Here is a 14,171-nt window from a genome sequence, read left to right as displayed (position 1 = left end):
CTTGGGAGGGGGCGCGGCATGGCAGAACTCACGATTATCATTGCGGATGACCATCCGCTATTTCGCGGCGCTCTGCGTCAGGCAGTGGGTGGTCTCGAAGGCAACAATAGTTTCATCGAAGCGGGCGATTTCGACGATGCGAGACGCTGCGCGGAAGAGCAGCCGGACGCCGATCTCATGCTGCTCGATCTTGCCATGCCGGGTGTCAGCGGCTTTTCCGGCCTGATGGCACTGCGGGCGGAATTTTCTAGCCTGCCGATCATCATCGTGTCGGCCACCGACGACCCTGCCACCATGCGCCGTGCGATCGAGCTTGGCGCGTCCGGCTTCATTTCCAAGTCGTCCGGCATCGATGATATCCGCACAGCCATCCGCACCGTGCTGGAAGGCGACGTCTGGATCCCCGCCTCCTGTCAGTCCAACCGCGATCAGGATGCCGATATGGCGGACCTGATCAACAGACTGAGAACGCTGACGCCGCAGCAAAGCCGTGTGCTCGGCATGCTTGGGGAAGGCTTGCTGAACAAGCAGATCGCCTACGAACTCAACGTCTCCGAAGCGACGATCAAGGCGCATGTCTCAGCCATTCTGCTGAAGCTCAATGTCGATAGTCGGACGCAGGCAGTGATTCAACTATCCAAGCTGAACCAACCTGCTCTCGTAGCGTAACAGGCTGACACCGCCTAATTGACTGCCTAACGTCAGAAAAGCCCGTAGGGAAAATAACGGCGGTAGATTTCCTCGAGGCGCCCGTTGCGCGAAAGGGCTGCGAGCGCCTGATCGAAGGCAGGTACGAGCTTGTTTTCAGGATCGACCGTCATGATCGAGAGCCCCTCGCCCAGAAACTTGTCGGACATGTAGGGACCATCGAACATGGCGCAGCAATTTTCCGACGCCGTGCCGGCGACCCAGAAGGGCAGACGCAAACTGTCGGCAAAGACCGCATCGACCTTGCCGGTTTTCAGCGCTTCATACATCGGCTCGTAGCCGGCAAAACCGGTAGGAACGACGTTTGGGAAGAAGGATTTCAGCATTGCTTCATGGCGCGAATTGCTGACGACGCCGACCTTCTTGCCGGTCAGAGCAGTGGCCGCCGATTGTCCTTCCAGCTTGGCAGCTTTCGACACAGCGAAACGCGCTGGCAGCAGCAAATAAGGCCGCGTGAAGCTGAAGCTCTTGCGCAGATCAGACGTCGAGGCAACGCCCGACACCACGGCCTCTCCCTCGCCGAGCTCCAGTGCGGCCTCCAACTCATCGAAGGGGAGCGCTTGGACCTGGCATTTGCTTTCGATCTTCAGCTGGGCGCAGATCTCGCGGGCGAGATCGACATGGAAGCCCACCAGCCTGCCGTCCTGATCGGTAAAATTGAAGGGCGGGAAATCGACCGACATCAGGAACCGGACGCGGGGAATGGACGAGAGATCTGCCCCTGGCAGACGTTCCTGCTTGTCGAAGAGCACCGGCAGGTTCCCGCTTTCGGCACGCGCGACGCCACCTAACGCAAGTGCTGTCATGCACACAATGGAAGTTCGAAGACCGAGATTTTTCAATCGTGCCATCAAAGAGCGCATTCAGATGATCCGGCCCGGTATGAAATGAAAAACGCCATCGCTCAAGGGCTGGCACGATGGTGCAGGTCAGTGCTTACCCGTGTGATTATACATAAGATTCGCGCAAAGCCATGCCGTTGGGGCAAGAAATTGCAGAGCTTCGACGCGCCTCTCGTAACAGCTCGGTGATGATCCCTTCGATGGTCGATGACGGTCAGACCACAAAGACCCGTCATCCAATATTCAAGAAAACGTCCGCGACCTGTCATACGGCATTGTTAGGACGGCGCCGGTTTTGCTCGCCGGGCCGAAAAATTCCGCGACCAGGCCATCGTTTCTTTCCAACGAGGCTCCCCTCATGAAAACGTCGACCCTTTCTTCCTTCGTGGCATCGCTTGCTGTCGTCGCCGCGCTCGGCACCACGGCCGCTCATGCTGAAAAGACAAAATTCGAGTTCTGGTACGGCCTCTCCGGCGATCTCGGCGAGCGTGTGCAGGACGCCTGCAAGAAGTTCAACGCGTCGCAGCCGGATTATGAAATCGTCTGCACCTCGCAAAACAGCTATGACGCAACGCTGCAGAACACGATTGCCGCCTACCGCGCCAAGAAGCACCCCGCCATCGCGCAGATTTATGATGCAGGCACGCTGGACATGATGTTGTCCAAGGCCTTCGTTCCGGCCAAGCAGCTGATGGCCGACAATGGCTACAAGATCGACTGGAGCAACTATTTCCCCGGCATTGCCAACTACTACGCAACGGCCGCTGGTGAGCTGAACTCCTTCCCGTTCAACTCCTCTACCGCGGTTTTCTATTACAATGTCAGCGCCTTCGAAAAGGCTGGCGTGACCAGCAAGCCGGAAACCTGGGAAGATGTGGCCGAGGCCGCCAAGAAGCTGAAGGCTGCCGGTTACGAATGCCCGCTGGCATTCAACTTCGATACCTGGCCGCTGATCGAACAGTTCTCCGCTATCCACGACCAGCCAATTGCCACGGAAGGCAATGGCTATAAGGGCCTGAATGCGGAACTCGTCGTCAACAAGACCAAGGTCGTCGACGAATTGAAGTTCTTCAAGAAGATGCAGGACGAGAAGCTCTTCGTCGTCAAGACCAAGACGCTCGGCATGGACACGGTTCCCTCCTTCACCTCGCAGACCTGCCAGATGGCAATGAGCTCGATTGCCGACCACGGCACCGTCGGCAAGACGCTGCCTGAGGGCGTGAAGTGGGATGTTGCCATGCTGCCAGTCTTCAAGGGCACCGAGCGCAAGAAGTCGCTGGTTGGCGGCGCTTCGCTGTGGGTCATGGCTGGCCGTCCAGACGCTGAATACAAGGGCGCTGCGGCGTTCCTCAACTTCATCGCCCAGCCGGACATGGTCGAATGGTGGTCCACCGTAACCGGCTACATCCCCGTCACCAAGACCGGCTTCGAGAGCATGAAGAAGAACGGCTTCTACGACAAGGCACCCTACAAGGGCCGTGAAGTCGCCATCGAAAGCCTGACGCTGACCGAGCCGACCGATACCACACGCGGCATTCGCCTCGGCAATTTCACGCAGATCCGCAAGGAACTCTCCACGGCGCTTGAGGCGATCTACATGCAGAACGGCGACGTTCAGCAGGAACTCGACAAGGCCGTCGAGCGCTCCAATGTCGGCCTGCGCCGCTTCGAAAAGACCTTCTCGGGCGTCTCCATCAACTAAGCGCTCATACAGTGCCACCCGTGAACACGGGTGGCACGATCATCCAGACTGTCTATTGGAATTTCCATGGAAAAGCGCTCCGTCTTCAAGAGCACCTGGCTACCCCTGCTTTTTGCCCTGCCGCAGCTCGCTCTCATTGCCCTGTTCTTCTATTGGCCTGCCGTGGCGGTGGTGAACTGGGCATTCACGCTGGAGCCGCCGTTCGGCGGGGCCGCGGAATTTGTCGGACTTGCCAATTTCTACGAGACCTTCGCCGATCCGCTTTACTGGAACTCGGTGACCGTCAGCCTGATCTTTGCAATCGTCGGCCCGTTCTTTGCCATTCTCATCGGCCTCACGCTCGCGCTGGCGGTCGATCGGCAACTGCCGGGCTCCGGTTTCTTCCGCGTCCTCTACATCCTGCCCTTTGCCATTGCCGGTCCGGCAGCGGGCATGGCGTTTCGCTTCATCCTCTCGCCCGAACGCGGCCTCGCCGCCTCGCTGAACGCGATTTATCCCGATATCTGGAATCCGGCCAAATTCGGCAGCCATGCGCTGGCGCTGGTCATCATCATCTTCATCTGGAAATGGGCGGGCTACACCTTCATCTTCCTGCTGGCCGGACTGCAATCGGTACCGCGCAGCCTGACGGAAGCGGCTGCGATGGATGGATCCGGTCCGATCCGCCGCGCAATCGATATTCAGGTGCCGCTGCTTGCGCCCACGCTGTTCTTCCTGACCGTGACCATGATGACCGAAGGCTTTGTCGGCTCCGATACCTTCGGCATCGTCCACCACACGACCGGCGGCGGCCCGAACCATGCGACCGAAGTCATGGTGTTCCGCATCGTGCAGGAAGCGTTCCAGGGGCTCAACTATTCCGGCGCCTCGGCGCAGAGCATCATTCTGATCGGCCTGATCATGGTCTTCACCTTCATCCAGTTCCGCTTCATCGAGCGGCGCGTGCATTACAAGTGAGACGGCGATGATCCAGCGCACCCCTTACGCAGACGCCTTTACCTACGTCCTGATGATCATCGGCTTCCTGCTGCTGATCGGCCCCTTCATTGTCATCATTTCCGGTGCCAGCCAATCGCTGCAGCAGATCAACAGCGTGCCCTTCAGCTTCATGCCAAGCGATCGCCTGTTCGAGAACATGCACGCAGCCTGGAACCGCGCCAATCTTGGCAATGCCATGCTCAACAGCTTCATCATGGCCTCGCTTGTTACCGTCGGGAAGGTGGCGCTGTCGGCCTGCACGGCCTTTGCCATCGTCTTCTTCCGCTCGCCGCTGCGGCACCTGTTCTTCTGGACGGTGTTCATTACGCTGATGCTGCCGCTGGAAGTACGCGTGGTGCCGACCTATGCGGTGGCTGCCGACATGTTCCATCCCTTCGCGCTCCTGATCAACGCCGTCTCGGGCATCGACATCAAGATCGAATGGAACCTGTTGAACTCCTATGCGGGCCTGACCTTGCCGCTGATTGCCACGGCCACCGGCACATTTCTCTACCGTCAGTTCTTCATGACGTTGCCCGACGAGCTGGCCGAGGCGGCGCGCATGGATGGCTCCGGACCCATGCGCTTCTTCGTCGATATGATCCTGCCGCTGTCACGCACCAACATGCTGGCGCTGACGACGATCATGTTCGTCTATGGCTGGAACCAGTATCTCTGGCCGCTTCTGATGGTGACCGACCCGTCCTACAAGACGGTGATGATGTCGCTCTCCAGCCTCCTCCCATCCGAAAACGGCACGCCTGACTGGAATGTCACGCTCGCCGGTTCCCTCATCATCATGTTGCCGCCGCTTCTCGTCGTCGGGCTTTTGCAGCGCTGGTTCGTGCGTGGCCTCGTCTCCACCGAGAAATGACAGTTCATAGAACAGGAGTGCCAAACCATGGCGCAGATCGACATTCGTCAGGTGCATAAATCCTACGGCAAGACCAAGATGCTGCATGGTGTCGACCTCATCTTTCCGTCCGGAGAATTCGTCGTGATCCTCGGCCCTTCCGGTTGCGGCAAATCCACCCTACTGCGCATGATTGCCGGGCTTGAAGACATCACCGCCGGCGAAATCGCCATTGCCGGCAAGGTGGTGAACCGCCTGGAACCGCGTGAGCGCGGTTGCGCCATGGTGTTCCAGAACTATGCGCTCTATCCGCATATGACGGTTGCCGACAATATCGGCTATGCGCTGAAGGTCGCCGGCGTGGCCAAGGCAGAGCGCCGCCGCAGGATCGAGGAAACGGCGAAGATTGTCGGCCTTTCGGACTATCTAGAGCGCAAGCCTGCGGCGCTGTCCGGTGGCCAGCGCCAGCGCGTTGCCATGGCGCGCGCCATCATTCGCGAGCCGGATGTCTTTCTCTTCGACGAGCCGCTCTCCAACCTCGATGCCAAGCTCCGCGTCACCATGCGTGCGGAAATCCGCAGGCTGCATCAACGCCTGTCCGCGACATCGGTCTTCGTCACCCATGATCAGGTGGAGGCCATGACGCTGGCGGATCGGCTGGTGATCATGAACAAGGGCAATGTCGAACAGGTGGGGCAGCCGCTCGACATCTATAACCGACCGGCCAGCACTTTTGTCGCATCCTTCATCGGCTCTCCCGCGATGAACCTCTTCAATGCCAAGGTGGACCGTGAGAGCGCTGCCGTCAGCTTCGGCAACTGGTCCAGCCCAATGCCAGCAGAGATCGCGCGCGCCCTATCGGGTGAAGACGTGATTGCCGGCATCCGGCCAGAGCAGTGTGTCGTCTCCCGTCAGGGCGACGGCATTTCCGCCGTAGTGGATTTTGTCGAGGAACTCGGCTCCGGTCGCATCGTCTATGCGGACATTCGCGGCCAGATCTTTGCAGCCGCGATTGGTGAGGATCTCACCGTCCGCCCCGGCGACAGGGTCATGCTGCAGTTCCCCGCAGCGCATCTGCACTTTTTCGATCCCATAACGGAACGGCGGATCGACTCAAGCCTCGCGTCAGCCGATCAAGCCGGCTTCACCAACCTGGATGTTCTGGCCCATAGTGCCTGAAGATCTCCCGCATTCATTGACTGCATCAAGGAAACGCACATGACCTCCATCATTTCCGCCGTCGGCTTTTGCAATGCCACCGGGCGCGGCGATCTTTCCACCCTGGACTCGTCCCTGAAGATCATTGCCGATACCGGCGCAAGCGCCTGTGAAATCGGCATCTATGGCGAGGAGATCATCTCCGGCGGTCGCATCATCGAGGACCGCGCACAGCGCGTCCGCGATATCGTCAAGCAGTATGCGTTCAAGAAACTCTCCCTGCATGGCCAGATTGTCTCCAACTTCATGGATCGCGAGCACCTGCATCTGCAGAAGAAGGTCGTGCGTGCCATGCTCGAACTCTGTGACCGGCTGGGCGCTGGCGTGCTCGTGCACCACAGCGGCAATGCGATCCTCTCCGATGGCATGAGTGGCAGCGATCTCGACCAGATGGAGCGTGAGGCTCTTTTCGAAATGGCCGAGATTGCCAAGACCTATGGCGTGCGCATCGTTCTGGAAAACATCTTCACCACGGAAGACGGCCAGTACCGCCAGACGCCATCGCAAGTGGCAGAAACCGTGAAGGCTGTCGGCCACGACAATCTCGCCGCCCTGATCGATTTCAGCCACGCCTATATCGAATCCACCTTCAAGGGTCTGGATTTCCGCGAAGAACTGCGCGCCATGGCGCCTGTTACCGGCCATCTGCATGTGCATGATAGCTTCGGCCTGCCCTACACGATGAAGAAGTTCTACCACCCCGCAGAAGCCACCGCACTCGGCATCGGCGACCTTCACCTGCCGATCGGCTGGGGCGATATTGACTGGGAGGACATTTTCTCCGAACTCACCTTCCTGCCCGACACCACCCTCATCATGGAAATCGGCGCAGAACGCTTTGCCGACCAGCAGCCCGCCTGCCTGGAGCGGGCCTTGAAGCTGGCTGATGCGGTGAACAAGCGGTAACGGCCAATCAATTCAGCAGAGAGGCCGCATCGGCTGGCCCCTCTGCTCCAACGATCTCTGCTGAGGCACGATGTCGTGACAGGATTGAAGTGCCGGTCCTCCCTTCATACCTAGACCGCCTGGACGGCGCCATAACCGGCACGGTCCTTGAACGCTGCCGCGCCGCCTGCGGTCGTCTGGTCACTATGAAGGACATCGCCTTATGCAGATTTTGGTGGTCATCGCCCATCCACGTCAGAACTCACTGACACATCAAGCGGGGCGCGCTTTTGCCGAAGCAGCGCGAGCCAACGGCCACGAGGTCGAGTTCGCCGATCTGGTGGCGGAGAATTTCGACCCGGTGCTCAAAGCCGAAGACGAGCCGGATTGGAGCGGGCGAGATATCGACTTCGCTGAAGATGTTCGGAGAGAGATGGAGCGCGTGGAACGCAACGATGCCACTGTGCTCTTCTTTCCCGTGTGGTGGTGGTCCATGCCAGCGATCCTGAAAGGATGGATCGACCGCGTGTGGGCTCAGAACTGGGCCTTCGGAAGCAAAACCTATCCGCATGCCAAGGTGTTGATGGTCGGCATCGCCGGTGCGACGGAGGATGACTACCGCAAGCGCGGATATGACATCTCCTTTCGTACACAGCTGAAGGTGGGGACCCTTGATTATTGCAGTGTCAAAGAAGGCAGCGTCGAGCTTTTATATGGATCGCTGGAAGGCGAGGCCCAGGCGGCTGCGATTATATCAAGCGCGAAAGACCTGGGAGCCAGGTTCTAGTGCTCCGTAAACGTTCATCGCCAATCTCCCAGTCGAAACGTTTGCTGGTTTCGCGTCATGAGGCACATGGTTGGCGAAGAGTTGCAAGCATTTGAACGCGACAACTCCCCTCCCATCAATGAACGTGAAACGGCGCTGCGTATCGGAAAAGGACCCCGCGCCAAGGCCGATCGATCCGTGGGAAAGAAAAGTGACGCAATCCCCCGAAAGCACAACCAAAAGACGAACATCGATAAAAGTGAAAACTTTTCGTTGACTACGGTGATGAACTGCCCTATAGATAGGTCATCGATCTTTTGCTTGCCGAGCTTTGTCTACCGCGCGATTGGCACCGCGCTCTAAGCGAACTTCTCTTTCAAAAATAGTCGGTTTTTATCCGCGTGGCATCCGTTACGCGGTCCTTCACTCTATGCTTTGAAAGGGTTCATTATGACCACTGGCACAGTTAAATGGTTTAATTCCACAAAAGGCTTCGGCTTCATTCAGCCTGACAATGGCGGCGCTGACGCATTCGTTCACATTTCGGCTGTCGAGCGTGCAGGAATGCGCGAACTCGTCGAAGGCCAAAAGATTGGCTTCGAACTCGAGCGCGACAACAAGTCGGGCAAGATGTCTGCGACCAATCTGCAGTCCGCATAATTGAGATCCGCTTCCCTTTGACCACGGATGTACTGGCACTGCCGGGAGCAATTTCATTCGAGGCCAGGCATTGCGCCTGGCCTTTTTCGTTTCGGCATATGGCCGGAGAGGCAAATACCCCATGACACAAACACACAGCAAATCCCGCCAGCAGGCGGAGCTTGCCTTCGGCAAGCTTCAGACGCCATTCTTCGCAAAAAATCACGCTGTCGATGAACTGCAAGCTGCCGTCGATGCGCGGGACGCGAAAACAGCCAGACTAAAGGCGGCCCGCCTTGCAAAAGAACTGGCCGATCGCAAATCCGCAGTGGCCGCTCTGGTGACCAAACGCACCAAGAAGACGCCGTCGGCTTGTCCGACGTCTTAAAGCGTGTTGCGGTCTTCTAGATTCGCTCACACGCTTTAAGTCCTTGTTCTCGCATGTCGTTATCGCAGAACCGCTGCACAATTTTGCGCGGACCATGCTTTAAAATCGCGTCGCGATCGTTCAGACTCGCTCCTTGCGCTTCACGCCTTTGTTTAATCGCATGTTGCTTTCGCAAAGCCGCATTGCGCTTTTGCGCGACATCGCCGGTGAGAGCCAAGAAATCCAGCAACACAGGTGGGATGCATGTCAACGACAACCAACGAACTCAATGCGACCAACACTGCCTGGCAGATCGCGATGCAGGAAATCCTCCGGGTGGTCATCCGCGATCTTTACCAGGCCAAGGGCGAAGCGCATTTCAAACAACATATCGAGCGCATCGAAATGGCAGCGGTCGACAGTATCCAGACGGATCTCAGGTTTCGCGGAACGGACGAATGGACGGAAGTCCTCGTCAAGGAAAAAGCCAGCAACTTCGTCACGTCTTTGCTGACATCGTTTACGTACGATCGTGCCTGAGTGATGCGCTCATTCGGTGTTTTCACCTGAATGCTCGACGTCATGCGCGATAACAAAACGCGGTAAAAATAACGATTTCCAAGGCAGCTGGAGCGGGTGAAGGGAATCGAACCCTCGTATTCAGCTTGGGAAGCTGCTGCTCTACCATTGAGCTACACCCGCGCGCTTAAAAACTTCCGATAGAACGATGCGGCTGTCAAGCCGCGCCGCAAGGCATTCCGCTATCGCACCGCGGCGTCTGGCCGATCACTCGGCGCGGAAATGCTTGGAGAGCTTCAGGCCCTGGGCCTGATAGTTGGAGCCGAGGCCCGTGCCGTAGAGGCCTTCGGGTTTGGCCAGCATATGTTCATAGACAAGGCGGCCGACGATCTGGCCGTGCTCCAGAATGAAGGGTACCTCGTGGCTTCTGACTTCCAGGACGGCGCGGCTGCCGGTGCCGCCGGCGCTGGCGTGGCCGAAGCCGGGATCGAAGAAACCGGCATAATGGACGCGGAACTCGCCGACCAGAGGATCGAACGGTGTCATCTCGGCAGCGTAGAGCGGCGGCACATGCACGGCTTCTCGCGAGACGAGGATGTAGAATTCATCCGGATCGAGGATCAGTTCGGCGCGGCCGCGCGCGTAGAGCGGCTCCCAGAAATCGAGAACGTCGTGGGCTGCCTTCTGGTCCACATCGACAACCGCCGTGTGGTGCTTGCCGCGATAACCGATAAGGCCGCTGTCACCGAAGCCTTTGAGGTCGATGGAGAGCGCAATACCGCCGCCGGACACGTTGGGCGTGTCACTTGCAACGAGGATTTCGCTCTCGTGAAGCGCCTGCAACTCGCTTTCGTTCAACAGTGAATGACCGATACGGAAGCGGATCTGCGACAGGCGCGAGCCCTGGCGCACGACGATCGGGAAGGTACGCGGGCTGACTTCCAGATAAAGCGGCCCCTGATAGCCTGCGGGGATCTTGTCGAACTCCTGCGCGTGGTCGGTGATGACGCGGGTGAAGATATCGAGACGGCCGGTCGAGCTCTTCGGGTTGGCCGAGGCGGACATGTCGGCGGGCAGCGCCAGCGTTTCCATCAGCGGCACTATATAGACGCAGCCGGTTTCCAGCACGGCGCCTTCGCTGAGATCAATCTCATGCAGACGGAGGCGGTCCAGCTTTTCGATGACCTTGGTGCCCGGGCCAGGCATGAAGCTTGCGCGCACGCGGTAGGCCTTGGCCCCGAGACGCAGGTCGAGGCTTGCCGGCTGCACCTGGTCTCCATCCAGCGGACGTTCGCTCTTCAGGTGGCCGGAAGAAAACAGCGCCCGTATCGCGCCATCGGCCAGAATACCCGTGGTTCTCATCATCGTCAGTGCCCCTGTTCCGCGCCGACAAAATCAAAAGCAGGCCATTGACGCAAGTTGTTAACGGCAGTAAGGCAATCTTATCCCGTGGTGATTTGGCCGGTCGGCTTGCAGCCACGTTAAACAAGTGGCTAAAAAGACCGGGTGCTTGGAACCGGTCTGCTTTTGCGACCGGTTTTTTTGTTTGAAGGTGATCAAATGAGCAAGAAATGGCGCCCGGCAACTCAACTCGTACATGGCGGCACACTGCGCTCCCCTTACGGTGAAACGTCCGAAGCACTCTACCTGACCCAGGGCTTTGTCTATGAAAGCTCGGAAGCGGCAGAAGCGCGCTTCAAGGGAGAGACCGACGGTTTCATCTATGCGCGCTATGCGAGCCCTACCAATGACATGTTCGAAAAGCGCATGTGCCTGCTGGAAGGTGCCGAGGATGCGCGCGCCACGGCATCCGGCATGGCCGCTGTCAGCGCTGCCATTCTCTGCCAGCTGAAGGCCGGCGATCATATCGTTGCGGCCCGCGCGCTTTTCGGTTCCTGCCGCTGGGTGGTCGAGACGCTGGCGCCGAAATACGGCATCGAATGCACGCTGGTCGATGGCCGCGATCTTGTCAATTGGGAAAAGGCGATCAAGCCGAACACCAAGCTGTTCTTCTTGGAAAGCCCGACCAATCCGACACTGGAAGTGGTTGATATTGCAGGCGTTGCCAAGCTTGCCAACCAGATTGGCGCGAAGGTCGTTGTCGACAACGTGTTTGCGACGCCGCTCTTCCAGAAGCCTCTGGAACTTGGTGCGCATATCGTCGTCTACTCCGCCACCAAGCATATCGATGGTCAGGGGCGCTGCCTTGGCGGCGTGGTGCTGTCGGACAAGAAGTGGATCGAGGAAGAGCTTCAGGATTACTTCCGCCACACCGGCCCCGCACTGTCTCCCTTCAACGCATGGACACTGCTGAAGGGCATTGAAACGATGCCTCTCCGCGTCAAGCAACAGACGGCGAATGCCGGCAAGATCGCCGATTTCCTGGCGAACCAAAGCAAGGTCGCGAAGGTCATCTATCCGGGTCGCGCCGACCATCCGCAGGCCGACATCATCGCGCGGCAGATGTCGGGCGGTTCGACGCTCGTCTGCTTCGAGTTGAAGGGCGGCAAGGAAGCGGCGTTCAAGCTGCAGAATGCGCTGGACGTCGTCAAGATTTCCAACAATCTCGGTGATGCCAAAAGCCTGATCACCCACCCCGCTACCACGACCCACAAGAACCTGACCGATGAGGCGCGTGCCGAACTCGGCATCTCCGGCGGGACGCTTCGTCTGTCCTGCGGCATTGAAGACACCGACGATCTGCTGGAAGATTTCGCCGAAGCGCTTTCGAAAGTTTCTGCCTGATATCGAATGCCCGGTGAGCGATCACCGGGCAATTTCTTTCTTGATTTCCAGATCTTCTGCTCGCGACACGCGTAGAGCGCCCATTCTACATTATTTTAGACAAACCGCGATTTATCCACTGTCTCTTCACGATTTTGTGCGTATTGAATGGAGAAACAAACCTGATACGCAACGCTTTAGCCTCGTAACGCATTCAAACACCTCAACTCCAATCAACGGACATTCCCGTCCTTCATTCGGTGTAGTAGAATAAAATGCTAGAGGCAGAGACAGCCAAGGTCGCGAACATGTATCGTGCATCGACAAAAGAGATAGAGGTCACCGTCGACCCATATTATCTCGATGAGCAATCGGACCCGGACGATAGCCGTTATGTCTGGGGCTATACGGTCGTGATCACGAACAACTCCAAGCAGGCCGTTACGCTGGTCAATCGCTACTGGCACATCACCGATCAGAATGGCGTGGTGGACGAGGTTTCGGGCCCGGGCGTCGTTGGTGAGCAACCGCATCTGCGACCAGGCGACAGCTACGAATACTCTTCCGGATGCCCGCTGGACACCCCGTCAGGCATGATGTTCGGCCATTACGAAATGGAAACGGACACGGGCGAGGTCTTCACGGTAGACATTCCCGCCTTCTCGCTGGACAGCCCTGGGCTTGCCCGCGTGCTGAACTGAGCGGGGCTCTCGCCCCGCTCCTGATCTTTATGCCGACAGTTCTTCGACCGGGTAACGGTAGGTCGTCGAGCAGAACTCGCAGCTCACCGACACCACGCCGTCCTCCTGGCTGTCCTCGATCTCCTCTGCCGAAAATCCGGACAGCACGCCCTTGATCTTCTCCCGCGAGCAGCTGCATTTGTCGATGATCGACTGAGGCTCGTAAACGCGTACGCCCTGCTCATGGAAAAGCCGGAACAGCAAACGCTCCACCGGAACCTGGGGATCGGTCAGTTCATCCGTATCCACCGTGTCGATCAACGCCACCGCTTCCGTCCAGGCATCGTCTTCGGCTTCACCGAACGAGCTTTCATCGCCATCGCCGCCATGAAGGTCACGGGTGCGCAGACGCTCCGGCGCCTGCGGCAGAAACTGCGCAATAATGCCGCCCGCACGCCAGCCACGACGTGGCTTGCCTTCACTGTCGCGGTCAAAAAACTCTGCCACACCGAGGCGCACCCGCGTCGGCAACTGCTCAGACTGGCGGAAGTACACGCTGGCGATCTCCTCCAGCGAAGAGCCATCCAACGGCACGATGCCCTGATAGGGCTGCATGCCCACACCCTGATCGATGGTGAAGGCGAGGATGCCGGTGCCGAGAAGCTCTTCGGGCGAGGTCTGCCCAGCCGCCGTTGCTTGCGCCAGACGCTCATCGTCGAAGCGGGCATAGGCGCGCATGTTCTCAGGTGCCGTAAAATCCGCCACCAGGAGATCAACCGGACCATCGCCCTTGGTCTGTACCGTGAGCTTGCCGGAGAATTTAAGCGACGTGCCGATCAGTGCCGTCAGCACCAAAGCTTCCGCCAGAAGCCGGGCGACAACGGGCGGATAATCATGGCGCTGCAAAATGGCATTCAGCAACGGACCGACCTGCACGGCGCGTCCGCGAACGTCGAGCCCTTCCACCTGAAAGGGGACGACCTTGTCGTCGCCGGCAAAGTTCATATCGTCCAGTTCTACGGTTACGTCCGCCATGATTCTGCTCCTTCGAACCCGCCTTCCGGAATTTGGAAATGATCGCCACTCTTTCGGCCGCGACCAGCAGGTCTCTTGTCCGGTTTTCGCAAAGATAGAGCGGAGAATGGCAAAACGAAACCATCCCCGGCCCAAATGTCGCGATAAACGATTGATGAAACGCCGCCGTGAACCGGCAGCATTGGTTGGCGTAAAGATGGGGCGCCGCGCTTAAAATTCAAGTTCCCGGCATAGTCCCCATCCTCAGCTCGGCCC

16 protein-coding genes, 1 tRNA gene and 1 riboswitch are annotated in these 14,171 nt (G+C 58.4%); of the genes, 13 read left to right on the top strand and 4 right to left on the bottom strand.

All coding sequences use genetic code 11. The features are described 5' to 3' along the window. Positions 1–18 precede the first annotated feature (18 nt). Positions 19–669 (top strand): response regulator transcription factor, encoded by a 651-nt coding sequence (locus tag EYC79_RS04175; RefSeq protein WP_130977229.1) that lies wholly within the window; start codon positions 19–21, stop codon positions 667–669. Positions 670–701: 32 nt separating this feature from the next. Here the strand turns inward: EYC79_RS04175 and EYC79_RS04170 are convergent, their stop codons facing one another. Then, positions 702–1,466: a transporter substrate-binding domain-containing protein gene (locus EYC79_RS04170; protein ID WP_130977360.1), complete on the bottom strand. Its 765-nt coding sequence runs from the start codon at positions 1,464–1,466 to the stop codon at positions 702–704. A 442-nt stretch (positions 1,467–1,908) separates the two neighbouring features. On the opposite strand from EYC79_RS04170, the gene EYC79_RS04165 reads away from it, so the two are divergent. The 10 genes from EYC79_RS04165 (at position 1,909) to EYC79_RS04120 (ending at position 9,498) form a co-directional block, all read left to right on the top strand. Beyond that, entirely contained in the window at positions 1,909–3,252 is a 1,344-nt protein-coding gene (locus tag EYC79_RS04165) for an extracellular solute-binding protein (protein ID WP_130977228.1), read from the top strand. A gap of 66 nt (positions 3,253–3,318) precedes the next feature. Continuing rightward, on the top strand, positions 3,319–4,209 hold the full coding sequence (locus EYC79_RS04160) for a carbohydrate ABC transporter permease (protein WP_062599265.1): 891 nt from the start codon (positions 3,319–3,321) through the stop codon (positions 4,207–4,209). 7 nt (positions 4,210–4,216) lie between these two features. Continuing rightward, entirely contained in the window at positions 4,217–5,104 is an 888-nt protein-coding gene (locus EYC79_RS04155) for an ABC transporter permease subunit (RefSeq protein WP_130977227.1), read from the top strand. 27 nt (positions 5,105–5,131) lie between these two features. After that, a complete protein-coding gene (gene ugpC, locus EYC79_RS04150; RefSeq protein ID WP_130977226.1) occupies positions 5,132–6,262 on the top strand; it encodes a sn-glycerol-3-phosphate ABC transporter ATP-binding protein UgpC in 1,131 nt (376 codons plus the stop codon). A 39-nt stretch (positions 6,263–6,301) separates the two neighbouring features. Next, a complete protein-coding gene (locus EYC79_RS04145) occupies positions 6,302–7,207 on the top strand; it encodes a sugar phosphate isomerase/epimerase family protein (protein WP_130977225.1) in 906 nt (301 codons plus the stop codon). Positions 7,208–7,409: 202 nt separating this feature from the next. Next, entirely contained in the window at positions 7,410–7,973 is a 564-nt protein-coding gene (locus EYC79_RS04140) for an NAD(P)H oxidoreductase (RefSeq protein ID WP_130977224.1), read from the top strand. Positions 7,974–8,039: 66 nt separating this feature from the next. Next, positions 8,040–8,315, top strand: a complete 276-nt coding sequence (locus EYC79_RS04135; protein ID WP_130977223.1) for a hypothetical protein — start codon at positions 8,040–8,042, stop codon at positions 8,313–8,315. 87 nt (positions 8,316–8,402) lie between these two features. Beyond that, positions 8,403–8,612 carry a cold-shock protein gene (locus EYC79_RS04130; RefSeq protein ID WP_034806062.1) on the top strand — a complete coding sequence of 70 codons (210 nt, stop codon included), beginning with the start codon at positions 8,403–8,405 and terminating at the stop codon, positions 8,610–8,612. A gap of 121 nt (positions 8,613–8,733) precedes the next feature. Continuing rightward, positions 8,734–8,979: a hypothetical protein gene (locus EYC79_RS04125; RefSeq protein WP_062445542.1), complete on the top strand. Its 246-nt coding sequence runs from the start codon at positions 8,734–8,736 to the stop codon at positions 8,977–8,979. Positions 8,980–9,222: 243 nt separating this feature from the next. Then, positions 9,223–9,498 carry a hypothetical protein gene (locus tag EYC79_RS04120; RefSeq protein WP_062427033.1) on the top strand — a complete coding sequence of 92 codons (276 nt, stop codon included), beginning with the start codon at positions 9,223–9,225 and terminating at the stop codon, positions 9,496–9,498. A gap of 88 nt (positions 9,499–9,586) precedes the next feature. On the opposite strand, the gene EYC79_RS04115 is transcribed toward EYC79_RS04120, so the two are convergent. Beyond that, positions 9,587–9,660: transfer RNA gene (locus tag EYC79_RS04115), tRNA-Gly, on the bottom strand. Positions 9,661–9,744: 84 nt separating this feature from the next. Beyond that, positions 9,745–10,842: a 2'-deoxycytidine 5'-triphosphate deaminase gene (locus EYC79_RS04110; RefSeq protein ID WP_130977222.1), complete on the bottom strand. Its 1,098-nt coding sequence runs from the start codon at positions 10,840–10,842 to the stop codon at positions 9,745–9,747. Positions 10,843–10,916: 74 nt separating this feature from the next. Continuing rightward, positions 10,917–10,995: riboswitch (SAM riboswitch) on the top strand. A gap of 42 nt (positions 10,996–11,037) precedes the next feature. Between EYC79_RS04110 and EYC79_RS04105 the strand changes: the two genes are divergently transcribed. Then, a complete protein-coding gene (locus tag EYC79_RS04105; RefSeq protein ID WP_130977221.1) occupies positions 11,038–12,222 on the top strand; it encodes an O-succinylhomoserine sulfhydrylase in 1,185 nt (394 codons plus the stop codon). 287 nt (positions 12,223–12,509) lie between these two features. Continuing rightward, entirely contained in the window at positions 12,510–12,902 is a 393-nt protein-coding gene (gene apaG / locus EYC79_RS04100; RefSeq protein WP_062427036.1) for a Co2+/Mg2+ efflux protein ApaG, read from the top strand. 27 nt (positions 12,903–12,929) lie between these two features. Here apaG and EYC79_RS04095 read toward each other — a convergent pair whose 3' ends face one another. Beyond that, positions 12,930–13,916, bottom strand: a complete 987-nt coding sequence (locus EYC79_RS04095) for an Hsp33 family molecular chaperone (RefSeq protein ID WP_062427037.1) — start codon at positions 13,914–13,916, stop codon at positions 12,930–12,932. Positions 13,917–14,171: the final 255 nt, after the last annotated feature.

The sequence above is a fragment of the Agrobacterium cavarae genome (genome assembly GCF_004310285.1).
Lineage (GTDB): Bacteria > Pseudomonadota > Alphaproteobacteria > Rhizobiales > Rhizobiaceae > Agrobacterium > Agrobacterium cavarae.
The sequence above is the reverse complement of the archived record's forward strand: the minus strand, read 5'-3'. Positions and strand labels throughout refer to the sequence as shown.